Source organism: Clostridium sp. CMCC3677 (assembly GCF_023845585.1).
GTDB lineage: Bacteria > Bacillota > Clostridia > Clostridiales > Clostridiaceae > Clostridium > Clostridium aquiflavi.
Map to the genome: position 1 here is coordinate 47185 of NZ_JAMQHS010000002.1, position 19839 is coordinate 67023.

21 protein-coding genes and 1 other RNA gene are annotated in these 19839 nt (G+C 26.7%); 14 read left to right on the top strand and 8 right to left on the bottom strand.

The genetic code is table 11. The features are described 5' to 3' along the window. Positions 1-5 precede the first annotated feature (5 nt). The gene (locus NG901_RS02265) at positions 6-353 is read left to right on the top strand and encodes a four-helix bundle copper-binding protein (protein ID WP_252212128.1); all 348 of its coding nucleotides are present in this window, start codon (positions 6-8) and stop codon (positions 351-353) included. A 55-nt stretch (positions 354-408) separates the two neighbouring features. On the opposite strand, the gene NG901_RS02270 is transcribed toward NG901_RS02265, so the two are convergent. Then, entirely contained in the window at positions 409-1308 is a 900-nt protein-coding gene (locus tag NG901_RS02270; protein ID WP_252212129.1) for a hypothetical protein, read from the bottom strand. Between the two features lie 248 nt (positions 1309-1556). Then, positions 1557-2303 (bottom strand): hypothetical protein, encoded by a 747-nt coding sequence (locus NG901_RS02275; protein WP_252212130.1) that lies wholly within the window; start codon positions 2301-2303, stop codon positions 1557-1559. Between the two features lie 322 nt (positions 2304-2625). Between NG901_RS02275 and NG901_RS02280 the strand changes: the two genes are divergently transcribed. The 4 genes from NG901_RS02280 to NG901_RS02295 all read left to right on the top strand — a co-directional run bounded on the left by NG901_RS02280 (position 2626) and on the right by NG901_RS02295 (position 5486). Next, the gene (locus NG901_RS02280; protein ID WP_252212131.1) at positions 2626-2949 is read left to right on the top strand and encodes a PadR family transcriptional regulator; all 324 of its coding nucleotides are present in this window, start codon (positions 2626-2628) and stop codon (positions 2947-2949) included. Beyond that, the gene (locus tag NG901_RS02285) at positions 2942-3544 is read left to right on the top strand and encodes a DUF1700 domain-containing protein (RefSeq protein WP_252212132.1); all 603 of its coding nucleotides are present in this window, start codon (positions 2942-2944) and stop codon (positions 3542-3544) included. The genes NG901_RS02280 and NG901_RS02285 overlap by 8 nt, the downstream gene beginning before the upstream one ends. Continuing rightward, complete coding sequence (locus NG901_RS02290; RefSeq protein WP_252212133.1) at positions 3544-4347, top strand: DUF4097 family beta strand repeat-containing protein; 804 nt, start codon at positions 3544-3546, stop codon at positions 4345-4347. Before NG901_RS02285 ends, NG901_RS02290 begins: the two co-directional genes overlap by 1 nt. 395 nt (positions 4348-4742) lie before the next feature. Continuing rightward, positions 4743-5486 (top strand): hypothetical protein, encoded by a 744-nt coding sequence (locus NG901_RS02295; RefSeq protein WP_252212134.1) that lies wholly within the window; start codon positions 4743-4745, stop codon positions 5484-5486. A gap of 79 nt (positions 5487-5565) precedes the next feature. On the opposite strand, the gene ssrS is transcribed toward NG901_RS02295, so the two are convergent. Further along, a non-coding RNA gene (gene ssrS, locus NG901_RS02300) (6S RNA) lies at positions 5566-5756 on the bottom strand. 313 nt (positions 5757-6069) lie between these two features. On the opposite strand from ssrS, the gene NG901_RS02305 reads away from it, so the two are divergent. From NG901_RS02305 to NG901_RS02325, 5 genes are all read left to right on the top strand, one after another. Further along, complete coding sequence (locus NG901_RS02305) at positions 6070-6750, top strand: SIMPL domain-containing protein (RefSeq protein WP_252212135.1); 681 nt, start codon at positions 6070-6072, stop codon at positions 6748-6750. Positions 6751-7060: 310 nt separating this feature from the next. Further along, entirely contained in the window at positions 7061-7552 is a 492-nt protein-coding gene (locus NG901_RS02310) for a sigma-70 family RNA polymerase sigma factor (protein WP_252212136.1), read from the top strand. A 1-nt stretch (position 7553) separates the two neighbouring features. Next, positions 7554-8654, top strand: coding sequence for an anti-sigma-I factor RsgI family protein (locus NG901_RS02315; RefSeq protein ID WP_252212137.1), 1101 nt, complete (start codon positions 7554-7556; stop codon positions 8652-8654). A gap of 242 nt (positions 8655-8896) precedes the next feature. Continuing rightward, positions 8897-10837 carry a [FeFe] hydrogenase, group A gene (locus NG901_RS02320; protein ID WP_252212138.1) on the top strand — a complete coding sequence of 647 codons (1941 nt, stop codon included), beginning with the start codon at positions 8897-8899 and terminating at the stop codon, positions 10835-10837. A gap of 316 nt (positions 10838-11153) precedes the next feature. Next, positions 11154-12599, top strand: coding sequence for an NAD(P)/FAD-dependent oxidoreductase (locus NG901_RS02325; protein ID WP_252212139.1), 1446 nt, complete (start codon positions 11154-11156; stop codon positions 12597-12599). A gap of 176 nt (positions 12600-12775) precedes the next feature. On the opposite strand, the gene hydG is transcribed toward NG901_RS02325, so the two are convergent. Both hydG and NG901_RS02335 read right to left on the bottom strand, forming a co-directional pair. After that, positions 12776-14194 carry a [FeFe] hydrogenase H-cluster radical SAM maturase HydG gene (gene hydG / locus NG901_RS02330; protein WP_252212422.1) on the bottom strand — a complete coding sequence of 473 codons (1419 nt, stop codon included), beginning with the start codon at positions 14192-14194 and terminating at the stop codon, positions 12776-12778. Positions 14195-14260: 66 nt separating this feature from the next. After that, positions 14261-14509 (bottom strand): TM1266 family iron-only hydrogenase system putative regulator, encoded by a 249-nt coding sequence (locus tag NG901_RS02335; protein WP_252212140.1) that lies wholly within the window; start codon positions 14507-14509, stop codon positions 14261-14263. Positions 14510-14932: 423 nt separating this feature from the next. Here NG901_RS02335 and NG901_RS02340 point away from each other — a divergent pair, with 423 nt between their 5' ends. Beyond that, entirely contained in the window at positions 14933-15142 is a 210-nt protein-coding gene (locus tag NG901_RS02340) for a zinc ribbon domain-containing protein (RefSeq protein ID WP_252212141.1), read from the top strand. Positions 15143-15275: 133 nt separating this feature from the next. On the opposite strand, the gene NG901_RS02345 is transcribed toward NG901_RS02340, so the two are convergent. Continuing rightward, on the bottom strand, positions 15276-16154 hold the full coding sequence (locus NG901_RS02345; protein WP_252212142.1) for an AraC family transcriptional regulator: 879 nt from the start codon (positions 16152-16154) through the stop codon (positions 15276-15278). A 164-nt stretch (positions 16155-16318) separates the two neighbouring features. On the opposite strand from NG901_RS02345, the gene NG901_RS02350 reads away from it, so the two are divergent. From NG901_RS02350 to NG901_RS02360, 3 genes are all read left to right on the top strand, one after another. Continuing rightward, positions 16319-16879, top strand: coding sequence for a sugar O-acetyltransferase (locus NG901_RS02350; RefSeq protein WP_252212143.1), 561 nt, complete (start codon positions 16319-16321; stop codon positions 16877-16879). Between the two features lie 20 nt (positions 16880-16899). Beyond that, the gene (locus tag NG901_RS02355) at positions 16900-17487 is read left to right on the top strand and encodes a DUF1349 domain-containing protein (RefSeq protein ID WP_252212144.1); all 588 of its coding nucleotides are present in this window, start codon (positions 16900-16902) and stop codon (positions 17485-17487) included. Between the two features lie 185 nt (positions 17488-17672). Further along, positions 17673-18185 (top strand): ferritin family protein, encoded by a 513-nt coding sequence (locus NG901_RS02360; protein ID WP_252212145.1) that lies wholly within the window; start codon positions 17673-17675, stop codon positions 18183-18185. Between the two features lie 61 nt (positions 18186-18246). Here the strand turns inward: NG901_RS02360 and NG901_RS02365 are convergent, their stop codons facing one another. Next, a complete protein-coding gene (locus NG901_RS02365; protein ID WP_252212146.1) occupies positions 18247-18975 on the bottom strand; it encodes an OmpA/MotB family protein in 729 nt (242 codons plus the stop codon). Positions 18976-18998: 23 nt separating this feature from the next. After that, positions 18999-19778 carry a flagellar motor stator protein MotA gene (gene motA / locus NG901_RS02370; RefSeq protein WP_252212147.1) on the bottom strand — a complete coding sequence of 260 codons (780 nt, stop codon included), beginning with the start codon at positions 19776-19778 and terminating at the stop codon, positions 18999-19001. Positions 19779-19839 lie beyond the last annotated feature (61 nt).

Sequence of the window (19839 nt, forward strand, 5' to 3'; positions counted from 1 at the left end):
TTTAAATGGGTATAGTAACAACAACTACAGACAATTATCAAAAATGTATTGATGAATGTAGTAGATGTACTCAAGCATGTTATGAATGTTTTGAGGCATGTATTAATGAACCAGATTTAAAAGATAGAAGAATTTGTGTAAAAATACTAATTGAATGTGCAAAGATGTGTGAAATGTCAATAGGGATTATGTCTATGAATGGAAAATTTGCAAAAGAGCACTGTAAAATGTGTGCTACAGTTTGTGATACATGTGCACAAGAATGTAGTATGTTTAAAGATGATCATTGTCAAAAATGTGCACAAGAATGTAAAACATGTGCAGATGAATGTAGAAAAATGTCTGGAATGTAATTTCTCCCAAATAGCTAGTAACTTCATTTGTTACTAGCTATTTTTATTATAATATTTATTCTACATATGTATTAAATAAGTTGTTATTTTTATCTATATTTATCATATAAGAATGAACTTTTTCGTTAATATAAGATAAATCTTGATTCGTTAAAATACTACATGTTTTAGAGTAAGACATTTCTTTTATAATATAATTTGAATCATTATATGTTTTATTGTTGGAAAGACCTATATGTGTATCATAGCCATAAAAGCTTATAGTATCAAATTTATAATTAAAGCTTTTTAGAGTGTGTAAAATTAAATAAATATATTTAATATTAAGTTCAAGATCATGAGTATCTATAGTCATTAAATAGGTGAAATTTAAAGCATTATTTTTAGATGAATTTCTTTCATAAAATATTTCATAAGGTGGAATTTTGCTTTTATATTCTTTAAATAGATTAACAGATGAATCAATGCTGAATTCAATACAATCATTTCCAGGTTCTCTTTTTATACATATGTTTAATAATTTGTTTGCATATGGTTCATTTGATTTTAATGCATATTTGTTTATTTCAGATTTTATTTTAGAATTAATTTGCTTTCTAAAGTAATGCTGAAAATAGTCATCATAAATTATATTATTTTTTATTATTATAGAAAATGAACAATTATAAACAATTGACTGAGCTGATATTACTATAACATCGTCCAAAAAAGAACTAATATTAAATTTTTTATCTAATATTATAGGAATATCATAACATGATTTAATATATTCCTTGCATTGTTCAACATAGTAATTATGCATTGAACATAATTTATAATATTTTCTGATATTTTTTGGAAGTAAAAGCATAAGAATAATGAAAATATACAATATAAGTATTATATATTTAACATTAAAGTGATTAATTATAAATAAATCATCTAAAGTACTGCCAATTAAAATTCCTGCTTTCATAAAGAGAGATGTAATAAAAGTCCATCTAGCCCAGTTAAAGCCATGTTGTACACAAAGCCACAATATTACATCAAGTATGATATTAAAAATTCCAATGAGAAAAAAAGCAAAGTTATTTTTTAGTATAGGAAGTAACACATAAATTAGTACATCAATTGAAATTAAAAGAATAAATAGTGAAATAAAATAATATGTTAATTTTAGTTTATTATTAATATCTTTCATGATTGTATCTTACCTTTCATAAGTTAATCTCTTTGAATACCTCTTTGATTTTGATAATCATAAAAGCGATAAACAGTATCTTTAAAGTTGTTAACAGTTAAGTTATTAATATCTAAAGCTTCAAGAGTTTTTTCATTATACCAGCTAACTGCTGCCTCATCTATATGAGTTGTGTCACCTTTTTTGTTTATGGTATCACCACTAACGACAATTCCAAATAAGGTATGTCCAAATTTTTCGGGATAAAGGGTATATAATGATTTGTAAAGTTCTACACTTGCATTAATTGCAGCTGCTTTTAATTCATCACTATTTCTATAAAAACCAATGTTTATGTATATAGTGTAACTATTGTTTGAAAAGAGTATTCTACTTAAATAAGGGTTATCTTTTTTGCCAAAAGTTTCGGTAACACATGTACTAACATATTGGTTAATTGTAAGTTTACTATAATCGGTAGGAGTACAGTCATTTTTAGAAAACGTAAAATTATCTGAATAACTTTCAACATTTTGCTCATAAGTACCATTGTTTTTTTCTGAGTTTACACCATTATCTTTATAATTTTCAGTATTATCATTAGAAGATATATTTTCATTTTTAGATATAAATAGATTTTTAATCTTATTATTAATAAAGCTTTGATCAATAATTATGATAGGCTTTTGCAAAGTCACATATGTTGAAATACTATATGCTAATATAAAAATTAATGAAAGCATTATATTTCTTAATTTGAATTTATGTGGAGGTTTAATTTTAAATTCCATTTAATCACACCTTTCAGTAAAACCAAGTTAAATTATAACATATATGATAAAAAAATATAATTCATATATAAATTGAAACAAATAGGATATGTATACTAATAAAAAATTATGGATTTGGGCTAGATAAGTAGTCTATCTCTTTTTCTATTTTAATTTTCAAAATAGAAGATATTCATACATAAAGTACATTGTGGATACTTTATCCAAATAAGTTGAAATATATTGACATATAATATTATACGACGTATAGTATTATATATAGGGTATATTATACGTTGTATAATATATAAGAAAATATAGTATAGATATAGGAGGTAAAGGAATGGCTTTTCAATTAGGAGCAGCTTTACTTGATGCTTGTGTGTTAGCAGTTCTTTCAAGGGGAGATACTTATGGATATGTTCTTACTCAACAAGTACGATCCATAATGAATATATCAGAATCAACACTTTATCCAGTGCTCAGAAGATTACAAAAAAATGAATGTCTAACAACATATGATCAAGCTTTTCAAGGAAGAAATAGAAGATACTACAAGATAACGGAAAAAGGAAAAACTATGCTTAGTCAGTATCTTAATGAGTGGGAGCAATATAAAGAGAATGTTGATAAAGTTCTTTTAGGGGGGATATTAGGAGATGAATAAAGAAATTTTTATTCAAGAGTTAAGAAAAAAATTAAAGAGATTACCAAAGGAAGAAATAGAAAATGCAATAGGGTATTATGTAGAATACTTTGAAGATGCAGGAGTAGATAATGGTCAAGATATTTTAAAAGAATTGGATTCTCCTTCAGTTATCGCATCACAGTTGTTATCAGAGTATGCATTTAAAAATGATGAGATAACTATTACTAAACCTAAAAGAAGTATTTCTTCAATATGGTTTATTGTCTTAGCAATATTAGCTGCACCACTAGCATTACCATTAGCATTCACACTTATAATACTAGTAGTAACTATGATTATAGTTGCAGGAGCTATTATTTTTACATTTATAGTTACGACAATTGCATTGATAGTAGCAGGAGTTGTTACTAGTTTTGCAGGCTTTGCAGTTATTACTCAAGGTTTTTCAACAGCCATTATGTTTATTGGAATTGGATTGGTATTAATTGGAGTGGGATTATTAGTGTTAGTGTTGAGTTCAAGATTAGTACCGAAAATATTTAAAGGAATTGCAACATTAGCTAGAAAATTATTAAATAGAGTTAAGAAATCAAATAAGAAGGAGGAGCTATAATGGTAAGAACAAAGAAGAAATTGTTAATATGTTCAATATGTATGATTGGAGTAGGATTAATCCTTGCTGTAATAGGCTTCTCAATGGGAGGAAAGTTTGGAATTATAAGGGATAAATCAGGATATAAGATTTTGGACAAAGAAGATGGAATTGTAAAAATTGAGGCGTCATCTGATTTTAAAAGTATAGATATTAATTCGACTGTAGATAAAATAGATATAATAAAATCATATGAGTATGGAATTGAAATTGAATATAATAGCAATGAAAGTGATGTTAATTATTCAATTAAAGATGGAAAGCTAGCAATACAGGGAAATAAGTCACAAGATACATTCAATAATATAAGTTTTGGTATAGGCAACACACATATACCTAGTTATATTAAGGTATATGTTCCTGATGCGGCTGATTTAGATACTATAAATGTGAAATCAAGTAATACAAAGATCACTATGGATAGTATTAATGCTAATGAAATTTCTATAAATTGTAGTTATGGAGAAATAAAGTCAAATAATCTTATAGCTAATGGACTAAAAATAGCATCAAATAATTCAGATATTGATTTAGATGGAGAATTTAAAGGGGTTACTAGTATATCATCACATTATGGAGATATAAATCTTAGAACTAATATATCTAAAGAACTATATAATTATAGTACTTCATGTGATTATGGTGATATAAATATAGATGGAGATAAATTTACAAATAAGGTTGAGAAGAATGGTAATAATAATGCTCATCATAGTATAGATATTACTAGCAATAATGGAGATATAAATGTAGATTTTAAGTAATAAAGATAATGATTTACTTAGAATTAGATTATTATCTATAAAAAATTTCTTTTATAATTATATTTGATTAAAAAATAAGAATGCTTAAAAACTCTATTGAATGTGCTTAGAGTTTTTAAGCATTAAATTTTTAAATATTTGTATTTTGATAATTTGTTTTATTAAAAGATACAGATTCTATTAATTCTTCCGGTTTAGAATCTCATTTTTTTTATATTTTCATCAAAGCCTATAATCATCCATGGAAACTTATCAGAAAAATACAGTATAACTTTATTAACTTATAAATATGTTTTACATAGAAAAAGTAATATAAAATTAAAAGGTATATAATAGGGTAATTTTAAGTTTAAATATACACATACTATTCACATAAAGTAGTTAGGAGAAGATTTATGAAAAAATTATTATTACCACAAAGTGCAAAGGTGACACCAAAAGAAGTATTAGATGAAATTAGTAAATTTGAATATATTAATAAAAGTCCATATAGTTTAAGTTATTATAATGTACCAGGAGTTTCTTGGGATTATAAACCAGAAGGAAGTTTAAGAATATCAGATCATTGGAATTTTGTATCTCATGGAAACAAGCATTGTCTTTTAGCTGATATAGAAGAAGAAATACAAAATAACTGGATATTAGCAAAATATATAGATGGTCAATATCATATTTTAAAAGAGTTTGGGGAAAATGTTTCTGGATATAGATTTATTAAAATAAATAAAAATGAATTAGAGTTCCTTAAATATCTATATAGTAAAGGAGGTATAGTTAGTTCAAAGGAGATATATAGATTATATAGAGATAGACCTAAATTAGCAAAGGAAGGTCATACAAAGAATAAAAAATCATTATTAAAAAACATAGGTGAAGAGAGATTTAAAAAATTTAAACAAGAAAATAAAAAAACAAGAAAAGTAGTTTTTATTGAGGAAAAGAATATGAATATAATTCATAAAGTATTAACTTTATATGAAAATAGTATTGAATTTGATGAACTTTGTAAGACAGAGCAAGGAGTTAATGAATTGATTAATAAATATAAGGCTTATAAATTTAAGAGTGATGAGCTTGAATCATTTGAAGAAATATTTATTTTAGTATTAGATAATGGAATGGCTATCAATAAAAGGTAAAAAGTAGAATTAATTATTTTTAAATAAACTTAAAAGCCAATACTTAACAACACTAAGTATTGGCTTGAAATTTTTAATTATTATATCCAAAATACCGATACTCTAATTTTGACACCTATCCCTCGATAGGTGGGTGTCCTCACAGATGTTTCAATCACCTTTAATGCCGTAAAAGGACTCACATGAAAGTACATTTCTTCATCTAAATATTGAACTCCCAAAATTTAAATGTAGGTTCAAAATAAGAGTTGACGAATATTTCAGAAAGTACAACCACAACTATTTATAAACAGTTGTTCTTTGCTATGAGATTATAATAACATATTTAAATTTTCTGTACAAGAGATATATAATTGGTAATTTAGGAATATAAAATAAAATAAAATAGCAAGTTAAAGATAGGATGTATACATTTTTTATATAAAAATATATAAAGTTATATTACAACTTGGAGACATTTAACAGAAGAAATCATATTATGAAGTAATTAGGCAGATGAAAGAAAATAACAAGTCAGATATACTAGTATACTGACTGGTTATTTTTATGGATATGCCTCAATTCTTTTGAAAGGTCGAAAATCATGTATAAATTAAGAGATAGTGATAATTATAGCTTAAATGATTATTCAAGCACTAAATGTGATAATAAATTTAAAGTCTTTGGAACAGGTACAGTAAGTTTAAAACCAGATGGAGCGGAAGTGGTAATTGGTATTATAACAGAAAATACACAATTAGAAGTAGCACAAGAAGAAAATGCTAAGATAACTCAGCAAGTTATAGATAGTATAATGGGAATGGGAGTATTGCCTAAATATATACAGACTCAAAGTTATAATATTAGACCTAATTATGATTATATTGATGGAAAACGAGTTTTTATAGGTTATCAAGTAAGTAACTATTTAAAAATTTTTGTTAGAAATATTAGTTCTGTAGGTGAAATAATTGATACTGCAGTAAAAAATGGTGCAAATACTGTAGGTGATATTAGGTTTATTGTTTGGGATCAAACAAAGCATTATTACGAAGCATTAAACTTAGCTGTTGAAGATACTCAAAATAAGGCTAGTGTTATAGCTAATAAACTTAAAGTAAAATTAAATATTATACCAATACAAATAAATGAGCAGGATAAGGGGAATATAACTCCATTAACATTAATGAATGTTAAAGCAGTAAATGGAGCTACACCTATTGAAGCTGGAGAAAATAAAGTAACTGCAGAAATTGAAGCCGTATTTATATATACTGAGTATTAATAATTATATAATAATAATGCAGTTAAGTTAGTAAAATGGAACCTATAAAATAGACACTTAAAAAAGACTATTTTGATAGGTTCTTTTTCTCTCAATTTTATTTATAACTTAATGCAAAAAATATAAATTAAAATTTATTGTCAGATTTACTTCACATAATACGAATGGTATTGTGTAAGAATAAATTTTAAGGCATACTGACGTGTTATTTTTTGAATATGCCTAAAGGAAAGGGCGGTGAATATCTATTTCTGATATTGAGTTATTAGATTTACTTAATAGTGATTTTGAAAAAGGATTAGAAGAAATTATGGATTGTTATACACCTCTTATTTATACAATAGTATCTAATAAGATTTTAGGAATATATTCTAAAGAAGACATAGAAGAATGTGTAAGTGATGTATTTATGGAAATATTTAATAATAGAAATAGAATTGATCTTAATAAAGGTTCTATTAAGGGTTTTTTAGCAACTATAGCAAAAAGAAAAGCCATAGATATGTATAGAAGAAAAGATGCTAATAAAAGTTTATTTAGTATATCTATGGATAATGTATGTTGTAGTAGTCATAGGGATGATGTTATTAATTTAGTATCTAAAAAAGAAGAGTATTCAAAATTAATAGATACAATAAAAGCTCTTGGAGAACCTGATAGTGAAATAATTATAAGAAAATATTACTTAAATCAAAGCTCAAAAGAAATTTCTAAGGATATTAATTTAAAAGTTAATACTATTGATAAAAAGGTATCAAGGTGTATAAAAAAGTTAAAAAAGATGTTAGGAGGAATTTTGTAATTTGGAAGATAGATTATCAAATATATTAGATGGTTTAAATGTTGAGGATACTACAGTTCTTTTGGAGGAAGATATTAATTTATCTATAAACTCATTTTCTAAAAGGCGTATTATGAAATCTGTAAAGAAAAAAGTTAAAAACAAAGGAAAAAATCATAATTTTATGAATGAATTTTTAGGGGGATTTTTTATGAAAAGAAAGTTAATTTTAAGTGGAGTAATGTTATGTTCAATGGTAATAATAGGGGGTGGAGGATACGCTTATGCTAATACTCCAGTAGCATATGTAAGTCTTGATATTAATCCAAGTGTTGAATTAGGTGTAAATAGACTTGACCAAGTTGTATCTGCTGAAGGATATAATGAAGATGGTAAAAATATATTAGAAAATACAGATTTAAAAAATGATAATGTTAATGAAGCAGTGGGTACATTAATTGAAAATGCTATTGATAAAGGTTATATAACTTCTGATAATGAGGCAGTTATATCACTTACAACTGCTACAGATAATGCTACAATTTCAGAAGAACTTGAAGACTCATTAAAAGTTGCAGCAGATGAAGTTTTAGATAAAAATGAAATTCAAGCAGAAATTGCAGAAGATAATATTGCATTACAAAGAAGAGATGAAGCAAGAAAACTAGGAATAACACCAGGTAAATTAAATCTTATACAAAAACTTCAAGCATTAGATTCAAATATAAAAGTAGAAGATTATAAAAATCTTTCTGTAAAAGAAATACAAAAGAAAAATAAAGAATTAAGAAAAGTAACTAATGAAGAAAATAGTGATAAAATAAATGATGATTTAAATAACAATTATGAAAACAATATTTCTGATGAAGAAATAGAAAATAAAATTCAGCGAGAAGATTCTACTAATTATTTAGAAAAAGAAAATGTACTTAAACAAGAGAAGAAGAATAGTGATAATAACAGTAATAACAATAAAGATAAAGAGTTTAATCAAAATAAACCAGAAAAACAAGAAGAAAATAATTCTTCAAATTCAAAAAATGATAATTTAAATAAAGCAGAACAAAAAGAGAATAATAATTCTTCATTAAATTCACAAAGCAAAAATTCAAATAAAAAGTAAATAATAATCATATGCCGCACCATTATTTATACACTGCGTTTGGAAATGGTACATGGCTAAAAAATCGACGGCTTTAAAGTGAACTTGAGATTTTTTTTAAGAGTTTATATATATAAACTCTTATTTTAATGGTTAAATATAGTGTATAATATAATTAAAGAGTAATTATCTTTACATAAAATAAATTTTAATGAAAAACTTAAAATTATTTAATATGATTTTAAATTTAGGGAGTTGATATTATGTCACACAAAAAGAATACATATATACAAAGTTTATTAGGTTCCGTATTTTCAACTTTTAGTGAAGGGGAATTGAAAGAAATAACAGGAAATGAAAAAAGAAGTATAGCTATTTGCGGAAAAATAAATAATCCAGGAATAATAGAAGTTCCAGAAGGTGCAACGCTTAGAGATATATTAGAGCTTTGTGGAGGTCTTGTACACAATAGTAGTTTTAAATCTGCTCAGATAGGAATTCCTTTTGGTGGTTTTTTAAATGAAAGTAGCTTGGACAAAGAATTTGATTTTGGATTATTTTATGAAAATATTAGTAGAGCTATTATTGTTTTATCAGAAGAAGATTGTATAATCCAATATGGAAAATTTTACATAGAATATTTGCTAGCAAAAATTAAAGATGGTACTTATGAAAATTATAAAATAGTTAAAGATGAAATAACTAGAATGCTTAAGGTTTTAGACAGAATAAGTAAGGGTGTATCTGATATGCGTGATGTGTATATTTTAAGAAGTCTTGCAGATATTGTAAAAGATAAGATGAATCAAAAGCATAATATAATGGAAGAAATAGTTGAAAATTTTTATGAAGAAATAGAAGAACATATAGAAGAAAAGAAATGCTATACAGCACAATGTAATCATCTTATAAAGTTAACAATTACAAAAAAATGTATTGGATGTGGAAGCTGTAAAAGAGCTTGTCCTGTTGACTGCATAGAAGGAGAATTAAAAAAGCAACATAATATAGATTACAACAAATGTACTCATTGTGGAGCATGTATATCAGCTTGTCCTGTTGATGCTATAACAGCAGGAGATAATACAATAAAGTTTCTTAGAGATTTAGCTACACCTAATAAAATTGTAATTACTCAAATGGCACCAGCTATAAGAGTTGCAATAGGTGAAGCATTTGGATTTGAACCAGGGGAAAATGTAGAAAAGAAGATAGCAGCTGGTCTTAGAAAATTAGGAGTGAATTATGTTTTTGATACTACTTGGGGAGCTGATTTAACTATAATGGAAGAGGCCGCAGAACTTCAAGAAAGACTTGAAAAATATTTGGCAGGAGATGAAAGTGTTAAGCTTCCAATTCTTACTTCATGTTGTCCTTCATGGATTAAGTTTATAGAAAATAATTATGCAGATATGTTGGAAGTTCCTTCTTCTGCAAAATCACCGATGCAGATGTTTGCTACCATAGCAAAAGAAATATGGGCAAAGGAAAAAGGGCTTTCAAGAGAAGAAGTAACTTCAGTTGCTATTATGCCATGTGTTGCTAAAATATATGAGGCATCAAGAGTAGAATTTTCGGTAGATATGAATTACGATGTTGACTATGTAATTACTACAAAAGAACTTATAAAAATATTTGAAAATTCAGGAATAGATTTAAAAGAAATTGAAGATGAAGAAATAGATACTGTTATGGGAGAATATACTGGTGCTGGAATTATTTTTGGTAGAACTGGAGGCGTTATAGAAGCTGCCACTAGAACAGCAATTGAAAATATGACAGGAAAAAGAATTGATAATATAGAATTTGAAGGCCTTAGAGGATGGGATGGATTTAGAATTTGTGAACTTGAAGTAGGTGATCTTAAGCTTAGAATAGGGGTTGCACATGGACTTAAAGAAGCTGCAAAGATGCTAGATAAAATAAGATCAGGTGAAGAATTCTTTCATGCAATAGAAATAATGGCTTGTGTAGGTGGATGCGTAGGTGGCGGTGGTCAACCTAAAATAAGAAAAAATAAACAACAAGTTTTAGAAAAAAGGGCAGAAGGATTAAATGAGATAGATAGAAGTAAAGTGCTTAGAAGATCTAATGAAAATCCAGAAGTAATTGCTCTCTATGAGAAATATTTAGATCATCCATTAAGCCACAAGGCTCATGAATTACTTCATACAAAGTATTTTCCAAAAGTTAAAAAAAGATAATCCATAGGTAAACATAGGATGTTTATTTTAAAAATTAAATTTATAACCTAAAAAAGTTAGCAATGCAAAAAATCAACCTGTAGTTAATATGGGTTGATTTTTTTATTTTTAAATAAATCACTTATTCATATCAAGTATTTTATATAAATTTATTATACATAATATATAATGTAAAGAATAAGAAAATTAAATTTCTAAATTTTAAAAGTTTTATGAAATTATACTAGTATTTTATTTTTAAAAGTTGTAAAATAATATTAATTAAATAATAATAAATATCATTTAATATAAAATGTTGAATTTGGGAGGGCAATTTATGTATGATGTTAGTATTATAGGAGCAGGAATAGTTGGATCAGCTATTGCTAGAGAATTATCAAAATATGATTTAAAAGTGTGTCTTATAGAGAAGGAAGAGGATGTTGCAACAGGAGCTTCAAAAGCAAACAGCGGTATTGTACATGGTGGATATGTAGCTAAATATGGAACTTTAAAAGGTGAATTATGTATAAAAGGAAATAGTATGTATAGTCAGCTTGAAAAAGAACTTAATTTTGGATATAGAAAACCAGGTGCATTAGTAATAGGATTTAATGAAGAAGATGAAAAGAAAATAGAAGATTTATATGAAAATGGTTTAAAAGTTGGATGCAATGATTTAGATATAATACATGGAGATAAAATAAAAGAATTAGAACCTCATATAAATAAAGAAGTAAAAGTTGCATTATATGCTAAAAGTGTTGGAGTAGTTTCTCCTTATGAGATGACAATAGCACTTACGGAGAATGCAATAGAAAATGGAGTAGATTTAAAATTAGAAACAACAGTATTAGGTATAGAGAAAAAAGATGAAGCTTTTAAAATAAGTACTAATAATGGAATAATAGAGAGTAAGTATGTTGTAAATGCAGCGGGGCTTTATAGTGATAAAATAGCTAATATGATAGGATTAGATCAATTTAAAATATTGCCGAAAAGAGGACAGTATGTACTTTCTACAAAAGATCAAGGATATCTTGTAAATAGAGTTATCTTCCCAGTTCCTACAGAAAAGGGAAAAGGAATACTGGTTACTACAACTTATCATGGGAATTTTATGATAGGACCTGATGCTGAACAAACAGATGATAGAGAAGACATAGGAACAGATAAAGAAAGTATTGAAAACATAATAGAAACAGCAAGAAAGTCTATACCAAATTTTGATGTGAGTAAAGCTTTAACTACTTTTGCAGGGGTAAGAGCAGTTAGTAGTTCAGGCGATTTTGTCATAGGTGAAAGTAATATTAAAGGATTTATAAATGCCGCAGGCATAGATTCACCAGGGGTAACATCTTCACCAGCTATAGCAGAAAAAATAGTTGAAATTATTAAAGAATCTGGATTAAAGTTAATTAAAAATGAAAGATTTAATCCGTATAGAAAACCTATAATAATTAAAAAAGACAAAGATTTTGCTGGAAAGATAGATGATGAAGATCCAAAGAAAAATATAATATGCAGGTGTGAATGTGTGACTGAAGCAGAGATAATAGATGCAATGAATAGAGGGATTCCAATAAAATCTACAGATGCTATAAAAAGACGTACAAGAGCAGGAATGGGATTTTGCCAAGGTAATTTTTGTAGACCTAGAGTAAAAAATATAATATCAAGAGAGATGAATATTCCAGTAGAAGAAGTTACAGTAAGAGGAAAAAATGAAGGAGAACCACCTAAAAGAGTAAATATAGATATTATTAGAAACTGCGATAAGTAAAATAAAAGTAATTTGTAACAATTTTTTATACTCGTTACATAATATATAGCACAACAAATGAGGTGGATGGCAGGAAAAAGATACAGTGAATAATTGTGATACACATATATAATGTAAATGAAGTTATTTAAATAGAGGCTATTGCAAAATAATATGCAATAGCCTTTGAATTTATATTAGAATCTAAAATCACGTTTTCCTTCATTTAATTCTTCTAAATGTTTAATTACTACCTCTTTAACTTTATCACTTGGAATTCTAGTAATTTCTTTTTCTATTACTTTTTCACCATTTTTCTTAGTTTTTGAAGAAGCATAATCTTCTAAGTATTCTTTTAAAGTCATTAAAGCGTTTGGTTGACAGCAGTTAGCTATTTGCCCAGATTTAACAAGACTCATAAACCTATCTCCAGTTCTTCCTTCTCTATAACAAGCAGTACAGAAACTAGGAATGTGCCCCATCTCTAATAACCAATTAACTATTTCATCTAATTTTCTATTGTCATTTACATCGAATTGAGCAGAATTATCTTCTTCTTTTTCTTTTTCAACGTATCCACCAACGCTTGTACAAGAACCACCACTTAATTGTGAAACACCAACTTTTAAAAGTTTTTCTCTTGCTTCTTGAGATTCTCTTGTAGAAACAATAATTCCTGTATATGGTACTGCAATTCTAAGAATAGCTACTATTTTTTCTAATAATTCATCTGAAATTGCATTTGCAAAATCTTCAGGATTTATATCATCAGCAGGTCTTATTCTAGGAACACTTATAGTATGAGGGCCAACTCCTTTAGCAGCTTCTAAATGTTCAGCATGCATTAATAGACCAACAAAATCATATCTATAAAGATTTAATCCAAATAAAACACCACAACCAACATCATCAATTCCACCATCCATAGCTCTATCCATAGCTTCTGTATGATAAGCATAATCATGTTTTGGTCCAGTTGGGTGAAGTTTTTCATAAGCTTCTTTGTTATAAGTTTCTTGGAATAAAATATATGTTCCAATTCCAGCTTCTTTAAGTTTTCTATAGTTTTCAACTGTTGTAGCTGCTATATTAACATTCGCTCTTCTTATAGCACCATTTTTATGTTTTATGCTATAAATAGTTTTTATACTTTCAAGAACATATTCTATTGGATTATTAATAGGATCTTCTCCAGTTTCTAAAGCAAGTCTTTTATGTCCCATATCTTGAAGAGCAATTACTTCTCTCTTAATTTCTTCTTGAGTTAATTTCTTTCTACTTATATGTTTGTTTTGATGATGGTATGGACAATAAGTACATCCATTTACACAATAATTTGATAAATAAAGAGGTGCAAACATAACAATTCTATTTCCATAAAATTTTTGTTTTATCTCTTTAGCTAAATCATGTATTTTGGCTATTTCTTCATCTAAATCACATTCAAGTAGTACAGCAGCTTCTTTATGAGAAAGGCCTTTATATTCTTTTGCCTTTTCTAAAATTTCATTAATTAAAACTTTATTTCTCTTATTTTCTTCTGCAAACTTAAGAGTTTCTAAAATCTCTTCGTTATTAATAAATTCAGTTGCTATACTTGATTTTACATTATACATGTCAAACATCTTCTTTCCATATTAATTTTATTAAAGCTGTTCTGACAACATTAAAGTTAATAGGGATTAATTTGTTTTTGAATACATAGTTTTTACATTTATGCCTTTAAGCATACCCAATTTACCTGATAATGAACTTATAATATCATTACTAGCATCAACTACAATACTTATAATGGCAAGATTTTTTTCCTTATAAGGAAGTCCCATTCTTCCAATTATATATTTATTATAATCATGCAAGATAGTATTTACTTTTTCAGTTACAGTTGTATCTTGAACTATTATGCCTATTAAAGCAATTCTTGTATCCATAAATATCCATCCCTTCTTAAATATTAAGTAAATAACAAAATTCATAATGTGATAATGAACTTTGAATTTTTATTAATATGCATTTTAAAATTTATATAAAACAAATTTGGCACAAAAATAAAAAACTCTATGCAAAAAAGGCATAGAGATACATACTTAATTATATATTCGCCTTCTCATTTGGGTAAAACCCTCATGTATTTCAGAACATTTTTTTAATTGTTACCTTTTCTCTCAGGAATATCCTTAAAGTAAGGGTTAAATTAATTCTATCATATATTAATGTTTTTATCAAAGAATACAGTTTAGTAACTATTAATTATTTATAAACATAAATTTAAGAATAGATTAAGGAAACATGTAAATTAGCTATGTTAATATATTAGTATAATAATTTAAAATGAGAAAATTCAGGAGGATACTATGGAAAAACGTCAATATGTTTGTTCAAAATGCGGATGCAATAGATACGAAAGTGATCAATTTCAAGCAACTGGTGGAAATTTTGCTAAAATATTTGATATTCAAAATAAGAAGTTTATTACAATTTCTTGTTCTCAATGTGGCTATACAGAATTGTACAAGGCTAATACGAAGAATGGATGGAATATATTAGATTTTCTAATGAGTTAAATTTATTTATGAAAGATGAACTCAGGTAAAAAAGAGTCTATATAATAGTATAAATTCCATTATGATAGACAAATATAAAAATATATGTAATAGTAGCTAGTCTTAAATTTATAAATTAGCTACTATTTTTTTATTATTTAAAGCCTATTTTGAATTCTTTAGGGGTTACATTATACTTTTCTTTAAAACTTCTTATAAAATAAGAAATATTACTAAAACCAACTTCTAATGATATTTCAGTTATAGATAAATCAGTATTTGAAATTAAATTTGCAGCTTTTTCTAATCTATAATTTTTTATAAATTGAATGCAGGTTTTACCAGTGTACTTTTTGAAAAATCTCATAAAGTGATATTGATTGTAATGGCATATAGAAGAAAGTGTATTAATATCTATTTCTTTATTATAATTTTCTTGTATGTATTTGAGTATAATTTTAATTTTTTCAATTTTTTCTTTATTTAAATATGTATTATTTGTTTTCTTTTTTATCAAATTAAATTTAAATAGAAGAGAAAAATATCTAAAAAGCAATGATTTGATTTCTAGTTCAAAACCATAATATTTTGAATTATAAGTATCAGTAATATTTAATATTATATTTTTTAATTCATCATTAATAAGAGAATCTTTATTAATAATTACTGGAAGTTCAAATTCATTATTTATTATAGGAGTTATAAAGTTAACGGAACAATTATCAATAATATTGCTATTTAATTGTTCCATATTGAAAACAATAGAATTCCAAGTGCTAGAATGATTTTCTTCAGTACTAAAATAATGAAGAAATCCGCTATTTATTAGGATTATATCACCTTTTTTACAAGTATAAGAATCTGCATTGATTTTTAAATTAAATTGTCCAGATAAAACTAAAATTAATTCTAGTTCATTATGCCAATGTGCTGTTATTGATTTTTCAATATTACCTAAGGAAACATTATATATGCCTAGCGGTAGTAAAAAACTACCATGTTCTCTTTTTTCTCTACAATTATCTTTTATCATTTTATCACCATTAATGTCAGTTTTGTGTTATTTATTATCAATTTATTGCAAGTATATATTACTTTTATTAAATATAATATCATTATAGAGATATTTTGCAAGAAACAAAAGCAAAATAAGTAAAGTTTATTTATAAATTAGAATATATTAAAGGAGAATTAATTATGACTGAAAAAGAAAAAATGTTAAATGGAGACTTATATTTAGCTCTTGGAGAAGATCTATTTTCTGAAAGACAACATGCTAAAGAGGTGATTTTTGAATTTAACTCATTACATCCGAGTGAAGTAGAAAAAAGAAATGAACTAATTGCAAAGCTATTTGGATATGTGGGTGAAAATTTTTATATAGAACCACCTTTTAGATGTGACTATGGATACAATATTCATTGGGGTGAAAATTCTTATGTAAATTATAATTGTACAATATTAGATTGTGCTAAAGTAACAATAGGAAAGGATGTACTTATAGGTCCTAATGTGAATATTTTTACAGCAGGACATCCATTATCACCTTCACAAAGAATTTCAGGGCTAGAGTATGCACATCCTATTGAAATAGGAGATGGAGCTTGGATTGGTGGAGGAACAACTATAAATCCAGGAGTTAAAATAGGGAGAAATGCAGTAATTGGATCAGGAAGTGTTGTTACAAAAGATATTCCAGATAATGCAGTAGCTGTAGGAAATCCTTGTAGAGTTATAAGAATTATAGATGAAGAATAATACTAAATGGAGGGAAAATAATGTTATTTAAAAATAATGAAGCGTCTTGGATTTTTGAACCCAAAACATATATTATATCAGATGAAAAGATTGTTATTAAAACTGAGCCAGGAACAGATCTTTGGCAAAGAACTTATTATGGATTTCAAAACAATAATGCACCGGCATTGTTAGTTAGCACAAATGAAAAAAAATTTTCTTTTGTAGTGAAAACTCAATTTGACAGTAATCATCGTTTTGATCAATGTGGTGTTATAATTTACCAAGATAGTGATAATTGGTTTAAAGCATCTATTGAATATCAAAATGAAGAATACCAAAGACTTGGAAGTGTAGTAACTAATTATGGTTATTCGGATTGGGCAACTACTGATATTTCTGCAAAATACAAACAAATGTATTATCGACTTAGTCGCCGTGAAAATGATTATTGTATTGAAAATTCATATGACGGAGTTAATTTTAAACAAATGAGAATTTTCCATTTATTTAAAGCAAGTGATGAAATACGTATAGGAGTATATGCTTGTAGTCCGGAAAAATCTTCATTTAATGCTGTGTTTACAGAAATACAATTTACAGAATGCAAATGGCCAGCTCATAAATAAATATTAAAGATTTTACTATAATGCTATAAAAATAAATATCCAATATTTAGATTATGCTTATTATACTATAGATATGATAATTCATTAATATTGATTTAAAACACATTCTAATATTATGACCAAGTGTAACAATAGGTATTTGCTTTAATAAAATATTAATAAGTAATTGATTAAAGGAGATATTTATGAGTTACACTACAAATAGACAACCACAAGGAATTTTAAAAAATATTGAAACTTTTTTTAGAGAAGGAATGATTGCTGAAATAGTTGCAATAAATGATTATAGTTATTTTATAAGTTTAACTGATAATAAAGAAGTAAAAGATATATTCCATCATATAATGGAGGAAGAAAAAAGGCATTATGGACTGTTTTTGCAAGCATTAAGAAGTGTAGATAAAGAGCAAGCAGCAGTAAAGGCTGAAGTAGATGAACATCTAGAAATATCATCAAAGGAAAAATATAAAGAATATAATGGTAAGGGAAGTAAAAGCAATTTACTTACTCATATAAGAGATGCTATAAAAGGTGAACTAGAAGCTATAGTATTATATGAATTTTTTATTGAAAATCTAGAAAATGAAAAGGCCATAGAACTTATAAAAGAAATAACTAAAGATGAAAAGGAACATGTGGAGGAATTAACAAAAACATTGGTTATTTTAGATAAACATAAATATAATAATATAGTATAAATATATAAAAACAAGGAAGAACTTTAAGTGTTCTTCCTTGTTTTTATATGGTTGATTTTTATTATTTCTTTTCTGCTGGGTACTTACGACCTACAAAAATTTCCACTCTTCGATTTTTAGCTTTACCTTCATCTGTAGAATTATCAAATTTAGGTTTTTGATCACCATAAGCTTGAATTGATATTTTTTCTTGTTTAATGCCTCCTGAACCAACCATAAAATTCATTACATTTATAGCACGTATTGCACTTAAATCCCAATTAGAACGGAAGTTAGTATTATTAATTGGAACATTGTCTGTATGTCCTACAATTTTAATATCATTATCTAGACCCTGAAGCATGCCAGAAATTTTTAAAAGTAATGGATGTACATTTTTTAACACATCTGCATCACCTGAATTAAAAAGTATAACATCCTGTATTGAAACTTCTAATCCACCTTCATTAAGATCAACCTTAACTTTATCAGAATATCCTTGTTGACTAATTTCTTTCTCTAACATTTGCTTTACTTCATTCATTTTTCCGTCTTCAATTGTAGAATTATTAGACTCTGATATACTAGCTTCCTCCGTAGACATAGCGGGGTTTCCGCCTTTCATTGCACTGTTAGTACCTGAAAAAATAACGCTGAATTGTTCACTAGCTTGTTGTAGCTTTTGGTTATCTACTTTACTCATAGCAAACATAACAATAAAGAGAGCTAATAAAAGTGTTAGCATATCTGCATACGGAATAAGCCATGTTTCGTCAACATGTTCTTCATGATGTTCTTTTTTCTTTTTCATCCTTATTCTCCTTTGATTTAAGTTTAATTATTCATTCTCTCAATTTCAGCTCTATCTTTTGGTGGTAACATACCAACTAGTTTTCTTTCAATACTCTTTGGATTTGCGCTTGATTGAATAGCTAAAACCCCTTCAAATATAATATACATATTACTTATTTCTTCATGAGATTTTCTTTTTAGTCTAGAGGCAAAAGGATGACAAACTACGTAACCAACGAAAATACCATAAAGCGTTGCAACGAATGCTCCCGCTATCATGTGACCCAATTTTTCAGTATCATTTAAGTTTCCAAGAGCACCAATTAAACCAACAACTGCTCCTAAAACTCCAAGTGTTGGTGCAGCACCACCTGCTGCTGTAAAAATAGCAGCACCATTACGATGTCTTTCTTCTGTGCTCTCAATCTCCATTTCCAAAGTATCTCTTATTACTTCTGAGTCTAAACCATCCACTACCATTTCTAAACCTTTTTTCATAAATTTGTTTTCCATTTTTTGTACTGTACCTTCAAGCGATAATAATCCATTTTTTCTAGTTAATTGCGATATTTCAACAAGTTGTTTTATAATTGAAACTGGATCTTCACCTTTTCTTTCTTTAAAAAGAACACCCATAATTTTAGGAATTGAAAGAAACTCTTTTTTCGGAAAAGAGTTCATTACTGCAGCAGTAGTACCAATAAGAATTATAATAGCTGCAGCAGGATTTAATAATACTGCAACATTCGCACCTTTTACAATCATCCCTACAACTACTGCAAGAAGACCTGTAATAACACCTATAATCAAAAAAATATCCATGTTTATTCCCCCCGGAATATATGTTTTAAATTATGTAAAATAAATATAGAAAAACAAATTA